General features: G+C 61.7%; 12 protein-coding genes. 6 read left to right on the top strand and 6 right to left on the bottom strand.

Going from position 1 to position 13,388, the window contains the following annotated elements; genetic code table 11:
* Nucleotides 1-13: 13 nt before the first annotated feature.
* The 4 genes from AWU82_RS06860 to AWU82_RS06845 all read right to left on the bottom strand — a co-directional run bounded on the left by AWU82_RS06860 (nt 14) and on the right by AWU82_RS06845 (nt 4,974).
* The gene (locus tag AWU82_RS06860) at nt 14-1,204 is read right to left on the bottom strand and encodes an acetyl-CoA C-acyltransferase (RefSeq protein WP_064381489.1); all 1,191 of its coding nucleotides are present in this window, start codon (nt 1,202-1,204) and stop codon (nt 14-16) included.
* Between the two features lie 12 nt (nt 1,205-1,216).
* Nucleotides 1,217-1,978, bottom strand: a complete 762-nt coding sequence (locus AWU82_RS06855; RefSeq protein ID WP_064381487.1) for an SDR family NAD(P)-dependent oxidoreductase — start codon at nt 1,976-1,978, stop codon at nt 1,217-1,219.
* Between the two features lie 15 nt (nt 1,979-1,993).
* On the bottom strand, nt 1,994-3,658 hold the full coding sequence (locus AWU82_RS06850) for an AMP-binding protein (RefSeq protein ID WP_064381485.1): 1,665 nt from the start codon (nt 3,656-3,658) through the stop codon (nt 1,994-1,996).
* A gap of 299 nt (nt 3,659-3,957) precedes the next feature.
* Nucleotides 3,958-4,974, bottom strand: a complete 1,017-nt coding sequence (locus AWU82_RS06845; protein WP_064381483.1) for an AraC family transcriptional regulator — start codon at nt 4,972-4,974, stop codon at nt 3,958-3,960.
* A 179-nt stretch (nt 4,975-5,153) separates the two neighbouring features.
* Between AWU82_RS06845 and efeU the strand changes: the two genes are divergently transcribed.
* The 4 genes from efeU to efeO (AWU82_RS06825) are packed head-to-tail and all read left to right on the top strand — an operon-like array spanning nt 5,154 to nt 9,363.
* Nucleotides 5,154-5,993 (top strand): iron uptake transporter permease EfeU, encoded by an 840-nt coding sequence (gene efeU / locus AWU82_RS06840; RefSeq protein WP_064381482.1) that lies wholly within the window; start codon nt 5,154-5,156, stop codon nt 5,991-5,993.
* A gap of 8 nt (nt 5,994-6,001) precedes the next feature.
* Entirely contained in the window at nt 6,002-7,201 is a 1,200-nt protein-coding gene (efeO, locus tag AWU82_RS06835) for an iron uptake system protein EfeO (protein WP_064381480.1), read from the top strand.
* A 17-nt stretch (nt 7,202-7,218) separates the two neighbouring features.
* Nucleotides 7,219-8,517, top strand: a complete 1,299-nt coding sequence (gene efeB, locus AWU82_RS06830) for an iron uptake transporter deferrochelatase/peroxidase subunit (RefSeq protein ID WP_064381479.1) — start codon at nt 7,219-7,221, stop codon at nt 8,515-8,517.
* A 21-nt stretch (nt 8,518-8,538) separates the two neighbouring features.
* The gene (efeO, locus tag AWU82_RS06825; RefSeq protein WP_064381478.1) at nt 8,539-9,363 is read left to right on the top strand and encodes an iron uptake system protein EfeO; all 825 of its coding nucleotides are present in this window, start codon (nt 8,539-8,541) and stop codon (nt 9,361-9,363) included.
* A gap of 63 nt (nt 9,364-9,426) precedes the next feature.
* Here the strand turns inward: efeO (AWU82_RS06825) and pssA are convergent, their stop codons facing one another.
* Nucleotides 9,427-10,770, bottom strand: coding sequence for a CDP-diacylglycerol--serine O-phosphatidyltransferase (gene pssA, locus AWU82_RS06820; RefSeq protein WP_064381477.1), 1,344 nt, complete (start codon nt 10,768-10,770; stop codon nt 9,427-9,429).
* 271 nt (nt 10,771-11,041) lie between these two features.
* Here pssA and AWU82_RS06815 point away from each other — a divergent pair, with 271 nt between their 5' ends.
* Complete coding sequence (locus tag AWU82_RS06815; RefSeq protein WP_064381475.1) at nt 11,042-11,608, top strand: TetR/AcrR family transcriptional regulator; 567 nt, start codon at nt 11,042-11,044, stop codon at nt 11,606-11,608.
* A 53-nt stretch (nt 11,609-11,661) separates the two neighbouring features.
* Entirely contained in the window at nt 11,662-12,141 is a 480-nt protein-coding gene (locus AWU82_RS06810) for a nuclear transport factor 2 family protein (protein ID WP_039768666.1), read from the top strand.
* Between the two features lie 122 nt (nt 12,142-12,263).
* On the opposite strand, the gene sfnG is transcribed toward AWU82_RS06810, so the two are convergent.
* On the bottom strand, nt 12,264-13,358 hold the full coding sequence (gene sfnG / locus AWU82_RS06805) for a dimethylsulfone monooxygenase SfnG (RefSeq protein ID WP_064381473.1): 1,095 nt from the start codon (nt 13,356-13,358) through the stop codon (nt 12,264-12,266).
* Between the last annotated feature and the right edge of the window lie 30 nt (nt 13,359-13,388).

The raw sequence follows: 13,388 nt of genomic DNA, 5'->3' as shown, positions 1-13,388 counted from the left end.
CCTTAACTCGGGTTCAGACGCACTCGACAGCCATCGCCGTGGCTTCCCCGCCGCCGATGCAGATCGCCGCGACGCCGCGTTTCAGGCCTTTCTGGCGCAGGGCCGAGAGCAAGGTCACCAGAATCCGCGCGCCGGACGCGCCAATCGGGTGGCCCAGGGCGCAGGCGCCGCCATGGATGTTGAGCTTGTCGTGCGGGATTTCCAGGTGGGTCATCGCCGCCATGCCGACCACGGCGAAGGCTTCGTTGACTTCGAACAGATCGACCTGATCCAGCGACCAGCCGGTTTTCTTCATCAGCTTCTTGATCGCGCCAATCGGCGCCACCGGGAACAGGCCCGGGGTGTCAGCGAAGGCTGCGTGGCCGTGAATCACCGCCAGCGGTTTCAGACCCTGTTTCTGCGCTTGCGACTGACGCATCAGCACCAGCGCAGCGGCGCCGTCGGAGATCGAGCTGGAGTTGGCAGCGGTCACGGTGCCGCCCTCGCGGAAGGCCGGTTTCAGCGAAGCGATCTTGTCCAGTTTGGCTTTTGGCGGCTGCTCGTCGTTGCTGATCACAACCTGTTCTTTGCCAACGGTCACGGTCAGCGGAACGATCTCGGCCTTGAAGCTGCCGTCCTTGATCGCCTGCTGGGCACGGGTGGTCGAGGCGATGGCGAAGGCGTCCTGCGCTTCACGGCTGAAGTCGTTGGTTTCGGCGCAATCCTCGGCGAAGGTGCCCATCAGGCGGCCCTTGTCGTAGGCGTCTTCGAGGCCGTCGAGGAACATCGAATCCAGCACCCGGCCGTGGCCCATGCGGTAACCGGCACGGGCGCGATCCAGCAGGTACGGCGCGTTGGACATGCTTTCCATGCCGCCGGCGATCACCACATCGGCGCTGCCGGCCAGCAGCATGTCGTGGGCCAGAATGGCGGTTTCCATGCCCGAACCGCACATCTTGTTGACCGTGGTGCAACGGGTGGATTTGTCCAGCCCGGCTCCCAGCGCAGCCTGACGCGCAGGCGCCTGACCGAGACCGGCCGGCAACACGCAGCCGAACAACACTTCATCGACCACACCGGCGGCGACACCGGCACGCTCAACCGCCGCCTTGATTGCAGCGGCGCCCAGTTGCGGCGCGGTCAGGCTTTTCAGTTCGCCCTGAAAACCGCCCATCGGGGTGCGGACGGCGCTGACGATGACAATCGGATCGTTGGAGATGGTCATGGGAAATCCTCCTTACTTGGCGGCCATGCGCAAGGCGCCGTCGAGACGGATCACCTCGCCGTTGAGCATGCTGTTTTCAATGATATGCCGCACCAGCGCGGCGTACTCGGCAGGTTTGCCCAGGCGCGGCGGGAACGGCACACCAGCGGCCAGCGAGTCGCGCACTTCCGGGGTCATGCCGGCCATCATCGGGGTTTCGAAGATGCCCGGGGCGATGGTCATCACGCGGATGCCGAAGCGCGCCAGTTCACGAGCGGCAGGCAGAGTCAGGCTGGCGATGGCGCCTTTGGACGCCGAATACGCGGCCTGGCCGATCTGGCCGTCGAACGCCGCAACGGAAGCGGTGTTGATGATCACACCACGCTCGCCGTCGGCGTTGGCTTCGCTTTCGGCAATCGCAGCGGCTGCCAGACGCAGCATGTTGAAACTGCCGATCAGGTTGACGTTGATCACCTGGGCGAAGCTGGACAAGGCGTGCGGGCCGTTCTTGCCAAGAATCTTCTCGCCGCGAACGATGCCGGCGCAGTTCACCAGCCCGTTGAGGCTGCCGAAGGCTTTAACGGTCGCCTGCACGGCGGCTTCGGCGGCGGCTTCGTTGCTGATGTCGGCCACCACGCTTTGCGCGCCCAGGCGTTGGGCCTGGGCGGCAACGGCTTCGGCGTTCATGTCCACCAGCATCACTTTGGCGCCGGCGTTCACCAGCAATTCAGCGGTGGCGGCACCCAGGCCGGACGCGCCGCCGGTGACGATAAAAACCTTGTTCTCGATCTGCATGACTGACTTCCTGATTCAAGCTGAAACGTTGTGCGCCGCGGCCTCTTGAGCCTTGGCGATTTCCTGGTTGCGCAAGATAAAGCGCTGCAATTTGCCGCTTAGGGTTTTCGGCAACTCGCTGACAAATTCGATTTCACGGGGGTACGAGTGCGCGGCCAGACGCTTGCGCACGTGTTGGCGCAATTCTTCGGCCAGCGCTGGTTCGGCGCGGTATTGCGGGTTGAGCACGACAAAGGCTTTGACCAGTTCGGTGCGCTCCGGATCGGGTTTGCCAACCACCGCCGCCTCGACCACGGCCGGGTGTTCGATCAGTGCGCTTTCCACGTCGAACGGGCCGACGCGATAGCCGGAAGTGGTGATCACGTCATCGCTGCGGCCGACGAAGCTGATGCTGCCGTCCGGGTTCCACTCGACGGTGTCGCCGCTCAGGTAGTAATTGCCGACGAAGGCCTTGGTCGGCACGCCTTCATAGCCGGCGAACCAGCACATCGGCGACTGTGTGCGGTCGATGGCGAGGATGCCGGGCTGGCCGACGCCGAGTTCGTTGTTTTGCTCGTCAAGCACCACGATACGATGGCCCGGCGAGGCGAAACCGGCAGCGCCGAGGTGGATCGGGTGTTCGAGGCCGTGGTGATTGCACAGGACCATGCCCAGTTCGGTCTGGCCGTAGTGGTCGTGAATGACCACGCCGAGGTTATCGGCGAACCAGCGGATCACTTCCGGGTTCAACGGCTCGCCGGCGCTGCTGACGATGCGCAGCTTGCCCTTGATCGACTTGGCGAACTCGTCGCCGCCGGCAATCAGCAGGCGATACGCGGTGGGCGAACCGGTGAGGTTGGTGATGCCGTACTTGTTGATCACCCGGCAGGTGCTTTCGAGGGTGAACGGGCCATCGTAGAACGTGATCGGATGGCCCATCGACAACGGGCCGGTGACGCCGAAATAGATGCCGTAGGCCCAGCCCGGATCGGCAACGTTCCAGAACGCATCTTCCGGGCGCAGGTCCACGGCGTCACGGGTGTAACTCTGGAACGCGACGATGGCCTTGAGCGGCACCGACAGCGCCTTCGACGGGCCGGTAGTACCCGAGGTGAACATCAGCAGGAACGGGTCTTCGCCGGTCAGCATCAGCGGTTCGCAGACATTTGAATGATTGGGCAGCTCGGCCCAGAAACTGAAATCGCCACGAACGATGCCCTGGCCTTTCGGACCGCCAACGGTGACCAGCGTCGGACAGTCGGCGACTTCGCTGAGTTTTGATCGGTTGGCGGCGTCGGTGACCACGACTTTGGCGCCGGAGCTGTTCAGGCGATGCTCGAGGGCTTTGGGGCCGAACGCGGTGAACAGCGGTTGATATACCGCGCCGATGCGCCAGGTGGCGAACACGGTGATCAGCAGTTCGATGTTGCGCGGCAGCAGACCGGCGACCTTGTCGCCCTTCTGCACGCCCTGGGCGAGAAGGAAATTGGCGAAACGCGCGGCTTTGTCCTGCAGGTCGCTGAAGGTGTACGTCGCACTGGCGCCATCGCGGCCTTCCCAGAACAGCGCAATGCGCCCCGGCAGCGCGTGTCGGTCACAACATTCGACGCAGGCGTTGAGCGCCTCGAGCGTGCCGCTGAGTGCGGCGTCCACGGTGTGCTGATAATCAAACTGTGCGGTGGCAGACAAGTAATCGCGCATTGCCAGAATCCCTCTGTTCTTATTAGGTTGGGGAACCGTAAACAACAGAGGAATACTCGCGCCGCACGCCGCCTGCGGCAATGGTCAAAGCCCTCAAAGTGGATGACTGGTTTGGCCAAGGTTCCGGACTTTGATCGCTCCCACGCCGTGCCGCGATGATCGTTCCCACGCTCTGCGTGGGAATGCCTCAAGGGACGCTCCGCGTTCCAGCTCTGGAAGGGACGCGGAGCGTCCCGGGCTGCATTCCCACGCAGAGCGTGGGAACGAGAGTTGGCGGTGGGCGGTGAGTCTGTGGTGGATCAGACCGCTTCGTTGAGAATCAAGCTGCGGTAATGCCCCGGATTGGTCCCCGACCACTTGCGAAACGCCTTGTAGAACGAACTCGCATCGGCAAACCCCAGCCGCGTGGCGATCTCGGCAAAACTGATCGAAGGCTCGGCCAGCCAGGTGATCGCCAGCTCCTTGCGCACGCTGTCCTTCAAGCCCTGATAAGTCTGCCCTTCCTCGGCCAGTCGCCGACGCAGGGTCGAGGCCGACATGCACAACTGCTGGGCCAGCGCGTCGGTTTCCGGCCACTTATCTGCGGATAATTGCCTCAGATCCTGCTTGATCCGGCTCGCAAGGCTTTCCGGGTCGCGGTACTTCACCAGAATGTTGGCCGGGGCATGGGCCAGAAAGCGCTTCAATTCCTCGGCGCTGCGCTTGATCGGCAGATCCAGCACGTCAGCGGCGAAGATCATCCGCGTGCGCGGCCGGTCGAAGCGCAGGTTTTCCGAGAACATCACCCGATAGTCATCGCAAAAATCCGGCGCCGGGCAGCGCAGCTCGATGGCCAGGATCGGAATTCGCCGCCCCGCCAGCCAGCACGCCACGCCGTGGACGATCATCCAGTAGGTGAAATAGGTGAAAGCGCGGCGCGGTTCCGGGTCGTCTTCCAGCAAAACGATCTCCGCCAGACTCTGCTGATGCACCAGTTGCGCCGGCAGGCGCTCGAGCATCAACGACAGGAAACTCAACCCCGTGCTCAGCCCGGCCGCCAGGTTCGGCTGGGCCATGGCGCTGCGGCAGAGGAATTCCAGGCTGCCGGATTTCAGCTTGCGCGGGTCCATGCCAAAGAATTCGTCATCGCCGCGCCTGGCCAAAAGGCGCCATAACCGCGCGTACTGGCTGGCCGGCACACGGGCGTCATCGGTGGCCAGCAACGCCGGATCGATCCCGACCTTGCTCAAGACTTCGTCCGTGGCCACGCCCGGAGCACAACTTTGCAGCAGTGCTTCGCGCACCAGTTGAATGGCGATGGTGTCTTTTTCCGACATGGAACGCGCGCAATCCTGTTGTTGTTCGAGTGGCGGGCATCTTAGCGCAGCTGACTCGGTGGCGTGGATGTTCAGACTCGTTCAGCTCCGGTTCAGCTAAATGTCAATGAATGCCATGTGAGAATGACTTTCATTATGTTACAACTTGTAACCTCATTTCGTTACACAGTGATCGCCGAATGCTCGTTCCCTTTTTGATCATGTTGCGCGAAGGCATCGAAGCCGCGCTGATCGTTGGCATCATCGCCAGCTACCTGCAACAGACCGGCCGTGGCCAGTGGATGCCGGCGGTGTGGATCGGGGTTTTTCTCGCCGCCGCGCTGGCATTGCTGGTCGGCGGTGGCCTGGAACTGGTCAGCGCCGAATTCCCGCAAAAGCAGCAGGAACTGTTCGAAGGCGTGGTCGGGCTGGTGGCCGTGGGCATTCTCAGTTCAATGGTGTTCTGGATGCGCAAGGTGGCGCGTTCGATCAAGCATTCACTGCAAGCCTCCCTCGATCATGCGCTGACCGCGTCGAAGCATCAGGTCATCGCGCTGATTGCCATGGTGTTTTTCGCCGTCGCCCGGGAAGGTCTGGAAACCGTGTTCTTCCTGCTCGCCGTGTTCCAGCAGAGCGAAGGCCCGGCCGCGCCGATCGGCGCCCTGCTCGGCCTGATTCTGGCGGTGATCGTCGGCTTCCTGATCTACAGCGGCAGCATGCGCCTGAACCTGTCGGCGTTCTTCCGCTGGACCGGGCTGTTCATCCTCGTGGTCGCCGCCGGGATTCTCGCCAACTCGGTGCAGGCCCTGCATGAAGCCGGGGTGTGGAACCACCTGCAAACCGTGCTCTTCGACTTCAGCGCGACGCTGCCGATGGATGGCCCGCTGGGCTCGGTGCTGGCCGGCATGTTCGGTTATCAGGATGCACCGACCGTCAGCACCCTCGGCGCGTACCTGATTTATCTGCTGGTGGCGCTGGTCATGTTCTTCATGCCAGCACCCAAACCCGCTGCCCAATCGTCTTCCGTTTCCAGCCAATAAGGGCCTTCATGTCAAAGCCTAATACTCCTCAGGCCTCGCCTCCCCGCGCCTTGCGCTGGGCGGTGGCCGGTTCGGTGGTCGTGATGATCGCCGCCGGCGGCCTGTTCTACTACGCCTCGAAAATGGCCGCCGCCAAACGTCAGCACAACCGTGACGAAGTGGTGGTCAACATCCATCCGCACAGTTGCGAGCCGAACGCCCTCACCGTTCCGGCCGGCCGCGCCAGCTTCCGCATCGTCAACCGCTCCGACCGGGCAGTGGAATGGGAAATTCTCGACGGAGTGCTGGTGATCGAAGAGCGCGAGAACATCGCGCCGGGCCTGAGCCAGGTGATCAACGCCAACCTGCAACCCGGCGACTACGCCATCACCTGTGGCCTGCTGAGCAACCCGCGCGGCACCCTGCACGTGACGCCGACCGCCGCCTCGGATGCCGCCGCCAAGGCCAAGCCGTCGATGGTTGCCTTCGTCGGGCCGCTGTCGGAGTTCCGCGTCTACCTGGCCAGCCAGGGCAGCGCGCTGATCAAAGCCGTGACGGCGCTCAATCAAGCCATCGATAGCGGCGATCTGGCCCAGGCCCAGGCGTTGTATTTGCCGGCCCGCGCCGCGTATCAGCGTCTGGCCCCGGCCGCACAACGCCTGGCCGAGCTGGACAACAGCATCAACGCCCGCGCCGATTACTTCGAAAAACGCGAGCAGGATCCGGCCTTCGTCGGTTTCCACCGTCTCGAATACGCGCTGTTCCAGCAACGCAAACTCGACGGGCTGACACCGATTGCCCAAGGCTTGCTCGACAACGTCACCACGCTGAAACAACAACTGCTGGCCCAGTCGCTGCCGCCGGAGCAACTGGTGGAAATCGTCGTGCGCAACCTCAACACCCTCGCCGACGTGCGCGCCGCCAGCGGCGAAGAGGAACGCTACAGTCACAGTGATCTCAACGGCTTCGCGGCCAATCAGGAAACCGCGCGCAAAGTCGTCGAACTGCTGCGCCCGCTGCTGAGCAAATCCGCCGCCGACCTGCTGCCGAAAATCGACGGTGCGCTGACTGATTTCGATACCACGCTGAACGGTTTCAAGGTCAAGGACGGCTACACCAGTTACGACACCGTCAACGGTGAGCAACGCAAGCAGATCGCCGACAAGGCCAAGGCCCTGGCCGACGCCCTCGACGCCATTGACCCCGCCCTCGGCCTCTCCGGCCTGTAAGCAGAAGACGACTACCGATGAACGATTCCGAACACTTCAACCTGCAACGTCGCCGCGTACTGATGGGCATGGGCGCCGCCGGCGTCGCACTGGCCGGTACTGCCCTGAGCTGCCCGGCGATGGCCGCCGCGCCTGCGCAAGTCACCGAAGCGCCGAGCAGCGACAAGACCCAGGATCACCACGATTTCCATGGCGTGCACCAGACTGGCATCGTCACCCCGCGTCCGGCGGCCGGCATGCTGGTGTCGTTCGATGTGCTGGCCAGCGACCGTGAAGATCTGGAGCGTCTGTTCCGCACCCTCAACGAGCGCATCGCATTCCTGATGAAGGGCGGCCCGGTGGCGCAGATCGATCAGAAGTTGCCGCCACCGGATTCCGGCATCCTCGGCCCGGTGGTGACACCGGACAACCTGACCATCACCGTGTCTGTCGGCGAATCCTTGTTCGACGAGCGCTTCGGCCTCGCCGCCGCCAAACCCAAGCGTCTGGTGCGCATGGTCGGTTTCCCCAACGATGCGCTGGAAGCCGATTGCTGCCACGGCGATTTGAGCCTGCAGTTCTGCTCCAACACCGCCGACACCAACATCCACGCCCTGCGCGACATCGTGAAAAACCTGCCGGACCTGCTGCTGGTGCGCTGGAAGCAGGAAGGCAGCGTGCCGCCGCAAGCCCCGGCCAAGCCCGGCGTGCCGGCGCAATCGGCGCGTAATTTCCTGGGTTTTCGCGACGGTTCGGCCAACCCGGATTCCAACGACGGCAAGGCCATGGATCGCATTGTCTGGGTGCAACCGGGCAGCGACGAACCGGCCTGGGCGGCCCATGGCAGTTATCAGGCGGTGCGGATCATCCGCAACTTTGTCGAACGCTGGGACCGCACGCCGTTGCAGGAACAGGAAAGCATCATCGGCCGGGTGAAAACCACCGGCGCGCCGATGGGCGCCAGCCATGAAACCGAAGCCCCGGATTACAGCAAGGACCCGGAAGGCAAGCTGACCAAGCTCGACGCGCACATTCGCCTGGCCAATCCGCGCACCGCCGCGAGCCAGGCCAACCTGATCCTGCGCCGGCCGTTCAACTACTCCAACGGCGTGAACAAGAACGGCCAGCTCGACATGGGCCTGCTGTTCATCTGTTACCAGGCGGATCTGGAAAAAGGTTTCATCACCGTGCAGACCCGCCTAAACGGCGAACCGCTGGAGGAATACCTCAAGCCGGTCGGCGGCGGTTACTTCTTCACCCTGCCGGGTGTCACGGGCGACAAGGACTTCATCGGTCGTTCGCTGCTCGACGCTACTCAACCAAAAACAACTGCATAGCATTCAACAGGAGCCGCCCCCATGAAAAAGACGCCACTCGCGTTATTGCTGACCTTAGGTTTGCTCAACACCTCGCTGTCGGCGTTCGCCGCGACCGCGCCACTGGATCTGGTGGGGCCGGTGTCGGACTACAAGATTTACGTCACCGAACAACTGGATGAATTGGCCAGCCACACGCAGCAGTTCACCGACGCGGTGAAAAAAGGCGACCTGGCCACCGCGCAAAAGCTCTACGCGCCAACCCGCGTTTTTTATGAGTCGATCGAGCCGATCGCCGAGCTGTTCAGTGACCTCGACGCGTCCATCGACTCCCGCGTCGACGACCACGAGCAAGGCGTGAAAGCCGAAGACTTCACCGGTTTCCACCGCATCGAATACTCGCTGTTCTCGGAAAAGAGCACCAAGGATCTCGACGCCCTGGCCGATGGCCTGAACAAGGACGTGAAAGACCTGCAGACCCGCGTCGCCGGCCTGACCTTCCCGCCGGAGAAAGTCGTCGGCGGCGCGGCTGCGCTGCTCGAAGAAGTCGCCGCGACCAAGATCTCCGGTGAAGAGGATCGTTACAGCCACACCGACCTGTACGACTTCCAGGGCAACATCGACGGCGCGAAGAAAATCGTCGACCTGTTCCGTCCGCAGATCGAGAAACAGGACAAGGCCTTCGTCGCCAAAGTCGACAAGAACTTCGCGACCGTGGACAAGATCCTGGCCAAGTACAAGACCAGGGACGGTGGTTTCGAGACTTACGACAAGGTGAAGGACAACGACCGCAAGGCGCTGGTCGGCCCGGTTAATACCCTGGCGGAAGACCTGTCGACACTGCGTGGCAAGCTCGGTCTGAACTGAGTCCGCGCATAAAAAAATCCCCCGGACGCGTGCTGCGTTCGGGGGATTTTTTGTGGACCGGTTTTAAAGAATGCGATAGAGCAACCGCTCGACCCGCACCCGGCTCACGCGCTTGAGGAACTTGGCCACGCCCGCCGGGTAATCCGGCAGGGCTTCAAGATCCTGGAAACGTGCGATCCGCGTGGTGTGTTCGAAGATGTTTTCCAGCTCCACGCGGCGCGGTTCAAGCCACTCGCCTTTCGGGTCATCGATCAGCAAGGCGTTTTCCAGATCGAGACGGAACGCCCGCGGATTGAGGTTGTTGCCGGTCAGCAGCGTGTAGCGCTGGTCGATCCACATACCCTTGAGGTGATAGCTGTTGTCGCCTTCACGCCACAGGTGCAGGTTCAACTGGCCGCTGTCGATGTTGCGCTGATGCCGCTTGGCGAAGCGGCGCAGGCTGATCTCGTACAGATACGGCAGCGCGGCGATCACCTTGAACGGCTCGCTCGGCGGGATGTAGAAGTCGTTGGCGGTCTTGTCGCCGACCACGATGTCGATCTTCACGCCACGCGCCAGCGCCCGGTTGATCTCGCGGATCACCCCCAGCGGCAGGTTGAAGTACGGCGTACAGATGGTCAGTTGCTTCTGCGCGCTGGCGATCAGTTCCAGAATCACCCGGTTCAGCGGGTTGTTCTTGCCCACGCCGAGCAACGGACTGACCGACAGGCCGGTATGCGCCGCGCTGCCGGCACTGGTGTCGTACGCCGCATATTTGAGACGGCTGCGCAGGTCGCCGATGTCGTTACGCAGGCTGCGGGTGGTTGGCAGGTTCGGCAGATCGAGGCGATGCACCGCTTTGGATTCGATCAGGCCGTGCTTGACCAGATGGTGCATCGAATCCGCCAGTTCGCGGCTCTGCAACACGTGATAACGGTCGAAACGGTACTTGTCGAACTTGTGCAGGTAGACGTTGTTCAGGCTGGCACCGCTGTAGACCACGCAATCGTCGATCACGAAGCCTTTGAGGTGCAGCACGCCGAACAGCTCGCGGGTCTGCACCGGCACGCCGTAAACCGGCACCACGCTCTGGTGGGTGCGGGTCATTTCCTGATACCACGCCGAGTTGCCCGGCTGCTTGCCGGCCCCGATCAAGCCGCGCTGGGCCCGCAGCCAGTCAACGACCACCGCGATTTCAAGCTCGGGCCGCTTGAGTTTGGCGGCGTGCAAGGCATCGAGAATTTCCTGGCCGGCTTCGTCGTTTTGCAGATAAAGCGCGACGAGGTAGATGCGCTGGGTCGCCTGGGCGATTTTCTCCAGCAGGCAACGGCGGAAATCGGCGGCACCGGGCAGGATCGTCACGGCCTCGGCGGTCAGCGGAAAGCTGCGCAGTTTGGGCAGCAGAGAGCGTTTGAAAAGCAACGGCATAGGGCTCGCAATGGGTCGAATCCGAAGAACCCGAGAGCTTACACCATCAACTCCTTTGGGTCTTCCCGCCTGATTGATCGTTCCCACGCTCCTTTAATGATCGTTCCCATGCTCTGCGTGGGAATGCCTAAAGGGACGCTCCGCGTTCCAGCTCTGGAAGGGACGCGGAGCGTCCCGGGCTGCATTCCCACGCAGAGCATGGGAACGATCAAGTGAGCGATCATAAAATAACTGCTTGACCAAGGAGAACGATCGTTCTACTGTTCGCCACATGAACGAAATCACACGCAACGACACGACCCGAGACATCATTCTGGATGTCACCGAAAAGTTGATCTACAAAAGTGGCATCGCGGCCACCGGCATGGATCTTCTGGTGAAAACCGCCGGTGTTTCCAGAAAGAGTATCTACCGCTACTTCGCCAACAAGGAGGAGTTGACCGTCGCCGCCCTGCAACGCCGCGACGTGCGCTGGATGCACTGGTACAGAAGCGCCGTCGATCAGGCCGAAACCCCGGCCGACCGCCTGCTCAACCTGTTTACCGTGCTCAAGGGCTGGTTCGCTTCGGAAGGCTTCCGGGGCTGTGCCTTCATCAATACCAGTGGCGAGACCGGCGATCCCGAGGATCCGGTTCGCAGGGTCGCCAAAGACCACAAACAGAAACTGCTCGACTACCTGTGCGAGCTGTGTACCGAACATGGTACCGAGGACCCGCAACTGCTGGCCAAACAGCTGCTGATCCTGATTGACGGTGCCATTACCATAGCGCTTGTGATGGGTGATCACAGTGCCGCCGATAATGCGCAATGCATGGCGCGAAAGTTATTGGACCTGTAACGCCTTAATAAGCCTGACACGTTGTTTAACTGTTAATAGATCGGGAGACAAACATGTCTACTGCAGCCGAAGTTCGTCCGCCATTGCCACCGTTCAACCGTGAATCCGCCATTGAAAAAGTTCGTCTGGCCGAGGATGGCTGGAACTCCCGCGACCCGGAGCGCGTGTCGCTGGCCTACACCCTGGACACCAAATGGCGTAACCGCGCCGAATTCGCCAACAATCGCGAAGAAGCCAAAGGTTTCCTGACCCGCAAATGGGCCAAGGAACTGGACTACCGCCTGATCAAGGAACTCTGGGCCTACTCCGACACCCGCATCGCCGTGCGCTACGCCTATGAATGGCACGACGACTCGGGCAACTGGTTCCGTTCATACGGCAATGAGAACTGGGAATTTGATGACAACGGTCTGATGTTCCAGCGTTATGCCTGCATCAACGACATGCCGATCAAGGAAAGCGAACGCAAGTTCCACTGGCCACTGGGCCGGCGCCCGGATGATCATCCGGGGTTGTCGGAACTGGGTCTGTAACTTGAAATCGACCTGATCCCTGTGGGAGCTGGCTTGCTGGCGATAGCAATTGAACATTCAACACCTGAGTTGACTGACAGACCACTATCGCTGGCAAGCCAGCTCCCACAGTTTTTTGGTGTTCAGGCGACTTCAGCGGTTTGTACCGATTGCGCTTTGGCTTCCAGTTCCCTCACCAAAGGCAACACCCGCTGGCCGAAATACTCCACCTCTTCCTGAAAATGCAGGAACCCCGCCAAGACCAGATCAACCCCCACCGCTTTCAATGCGACGATCCTCTCGGCAATCTGCTGCGGCGTACCGATCAGGTTGGTCTTGAAGCCGTCGTTGTACTGCACCAGGTCTTCAAAGGTCGATTTGGCCCAGTTGCCCTCACCTTCCGGCGACGCCCTGCCCGCCTGTTTCGCCGCATCACCGAAGGCATTCACCGCTTCCGGGTCAGCCTGATCGATGATTTGCGCCAGCACCGCTTTGGCTTCTTCCTCGGTATCTCGGGCGATCACAAAAGCATTCACCCCGATTTTTACTGAATGATGGTTTGCCGCCGCTTTGGCGCGAATGTCGTCGACCTGCGCCTTGATGCCCTCGACGCTGTTGCCGTTGGTGAAATACCAGTCCGACACCCGTGCCGCCATGTCCCGCGCGGCCCGGGAGCTGCCGCCCTGAAAGATTTCCGGGCGGCCCAGCGGTTTCGGTTTGAGGCTGTAGTTGTCGAAGCGATAGAAATCGCCACGGAAGGTGAAGTTGTCCTGACTCCAGATCCCTCGCAATGAACGGATGAACTCCTCCGAACGACGATAGCGCTCGTCGTGCTCCAGCCAATGCTCGCCAATGGCCTGGAATTCGCCCTTGAACCAGCCGCTGACGATATTCACCGCAATCCGGCCGTTGGTGAGTTGATCGATGGTCGCCAACTGCTTGGCCGCCAGCGCCGGTTGCCACGGCCCGGGCAGAATGGCGGCGATGACTTTGAGCTTGCTGGTGGCCGCGAGCAGCGCATGGCTGAAAGCAACCGATTCATGCTGGAACTCGGCGCCGTAACCGGCGGTGAAGCGGATTTGCGTCAGGGCGTATTCGAAACCCGCCGCTTCGGCCAGTTGCGCCAGCTTGCGGTTGTAGTCGATGCCCCAGTCGGTGCGCTGCTCGATCTTGCTGACCACCAGCCCACCGCTGACGTTCGGCACCCAGTAGGCAAATTTAACGGCTTGCTGACTCATTGGCGTGTCCTCGGGACAGTTGATGAAGAT

Origin of the sequence: Pseudomonas glycinae, from assembly GCF_001594225.2 — a bacterium.
In the GTDB taxonomy this organism is placed as follows: Bacteria; Pseudomonadota; Gammaproteobacteria; order Pseudomonadales; family Pseudomonadaceae; genus Aquipseudomonas; species Aquipseudomonas glycinae.
This window is presented reverse-complemented; position numbering and strand designations above follow the sequence as displayed.

Coding starts and splice junctions, on each gene's coding strand:
- AWU82_RS06850 (WP_064381485.1), bottom strand. CDS start 3,658: ATGCGCGATTACTTGTCTGCCACCGCACAGTTTGATTATCAGCACACC.
- efeU (WP_064381482.1), top strand. CDS start 5,154: ATGCTCGTTCCCTTTTTGATCATGTTGCGCGAAGGCATCGAAGCCGCG.
- AWU82_RS06810 (WP_039768666.1), top strand. CDS start 11,662: ATGTCTACTGCAGCCGAAGTTCGTCCGCCATTGCCACCGTTCAACCGT.
- AWU82_RS06845 (WP_064381483.1), bottom strand. CDS start 4,974: ATGTCGGAAAAAGACACCATCGCCATTCAACTGGTGCGCGAAGCACTG.
- AWU82_RS06815 (WP_064381475.1), top strand. CDS start 11,042: ATGAACGAAATCACACGCAACGACACGACCCGAGACATCATTCTGGAT.
- sfnG (WP_064381473.1), bottom strand. CDS start 13,358: ATGAGTCAGCAAGCCGTTAAATTTGCCTACTGGGTGCCGAACGTCAGC.
- efeO (WP_064381478.1), top strand. CDS start 8,539: ATGAAAAAGACGCCACTCGCGTTATTGCTGACCTTAGGTTTGCTCAAC.
- efeO (WP_064381480.1), top strand. CDS start 6,002: ATGTCAAAGCCTAATACTCCTCAGGCCTCGCCTCCCCGCGCCTTGCGC.
- AWU82_RS06860 (WP_064381489.1), bottom strand. CDS start 1,204: ATGACCATCTCCAACGATCCGATTGTCATCGTCAGCGCCGTCCGCACC.
- pssA (WP_064381477.1), bottom strand. CDS start 10,770: ATGCCGTTGCTTTTCAAACGCTCTCTGCTGCCCAAACTGCGCAGCTTT.
- efeB (WP_064381479.1), top strand. CDS start 7,219: ATGAACGATTCCGAACACTTCAACCTGCAACGTCGCCGCGTACTGATG.
- AWU82_RS06855 (WP_064381487.1), bottom strand. CDS start 1,978: ATGCAGATCGAGAACAAGGTTTTTATCGTCACCGGCGGCGCGTCCGGC.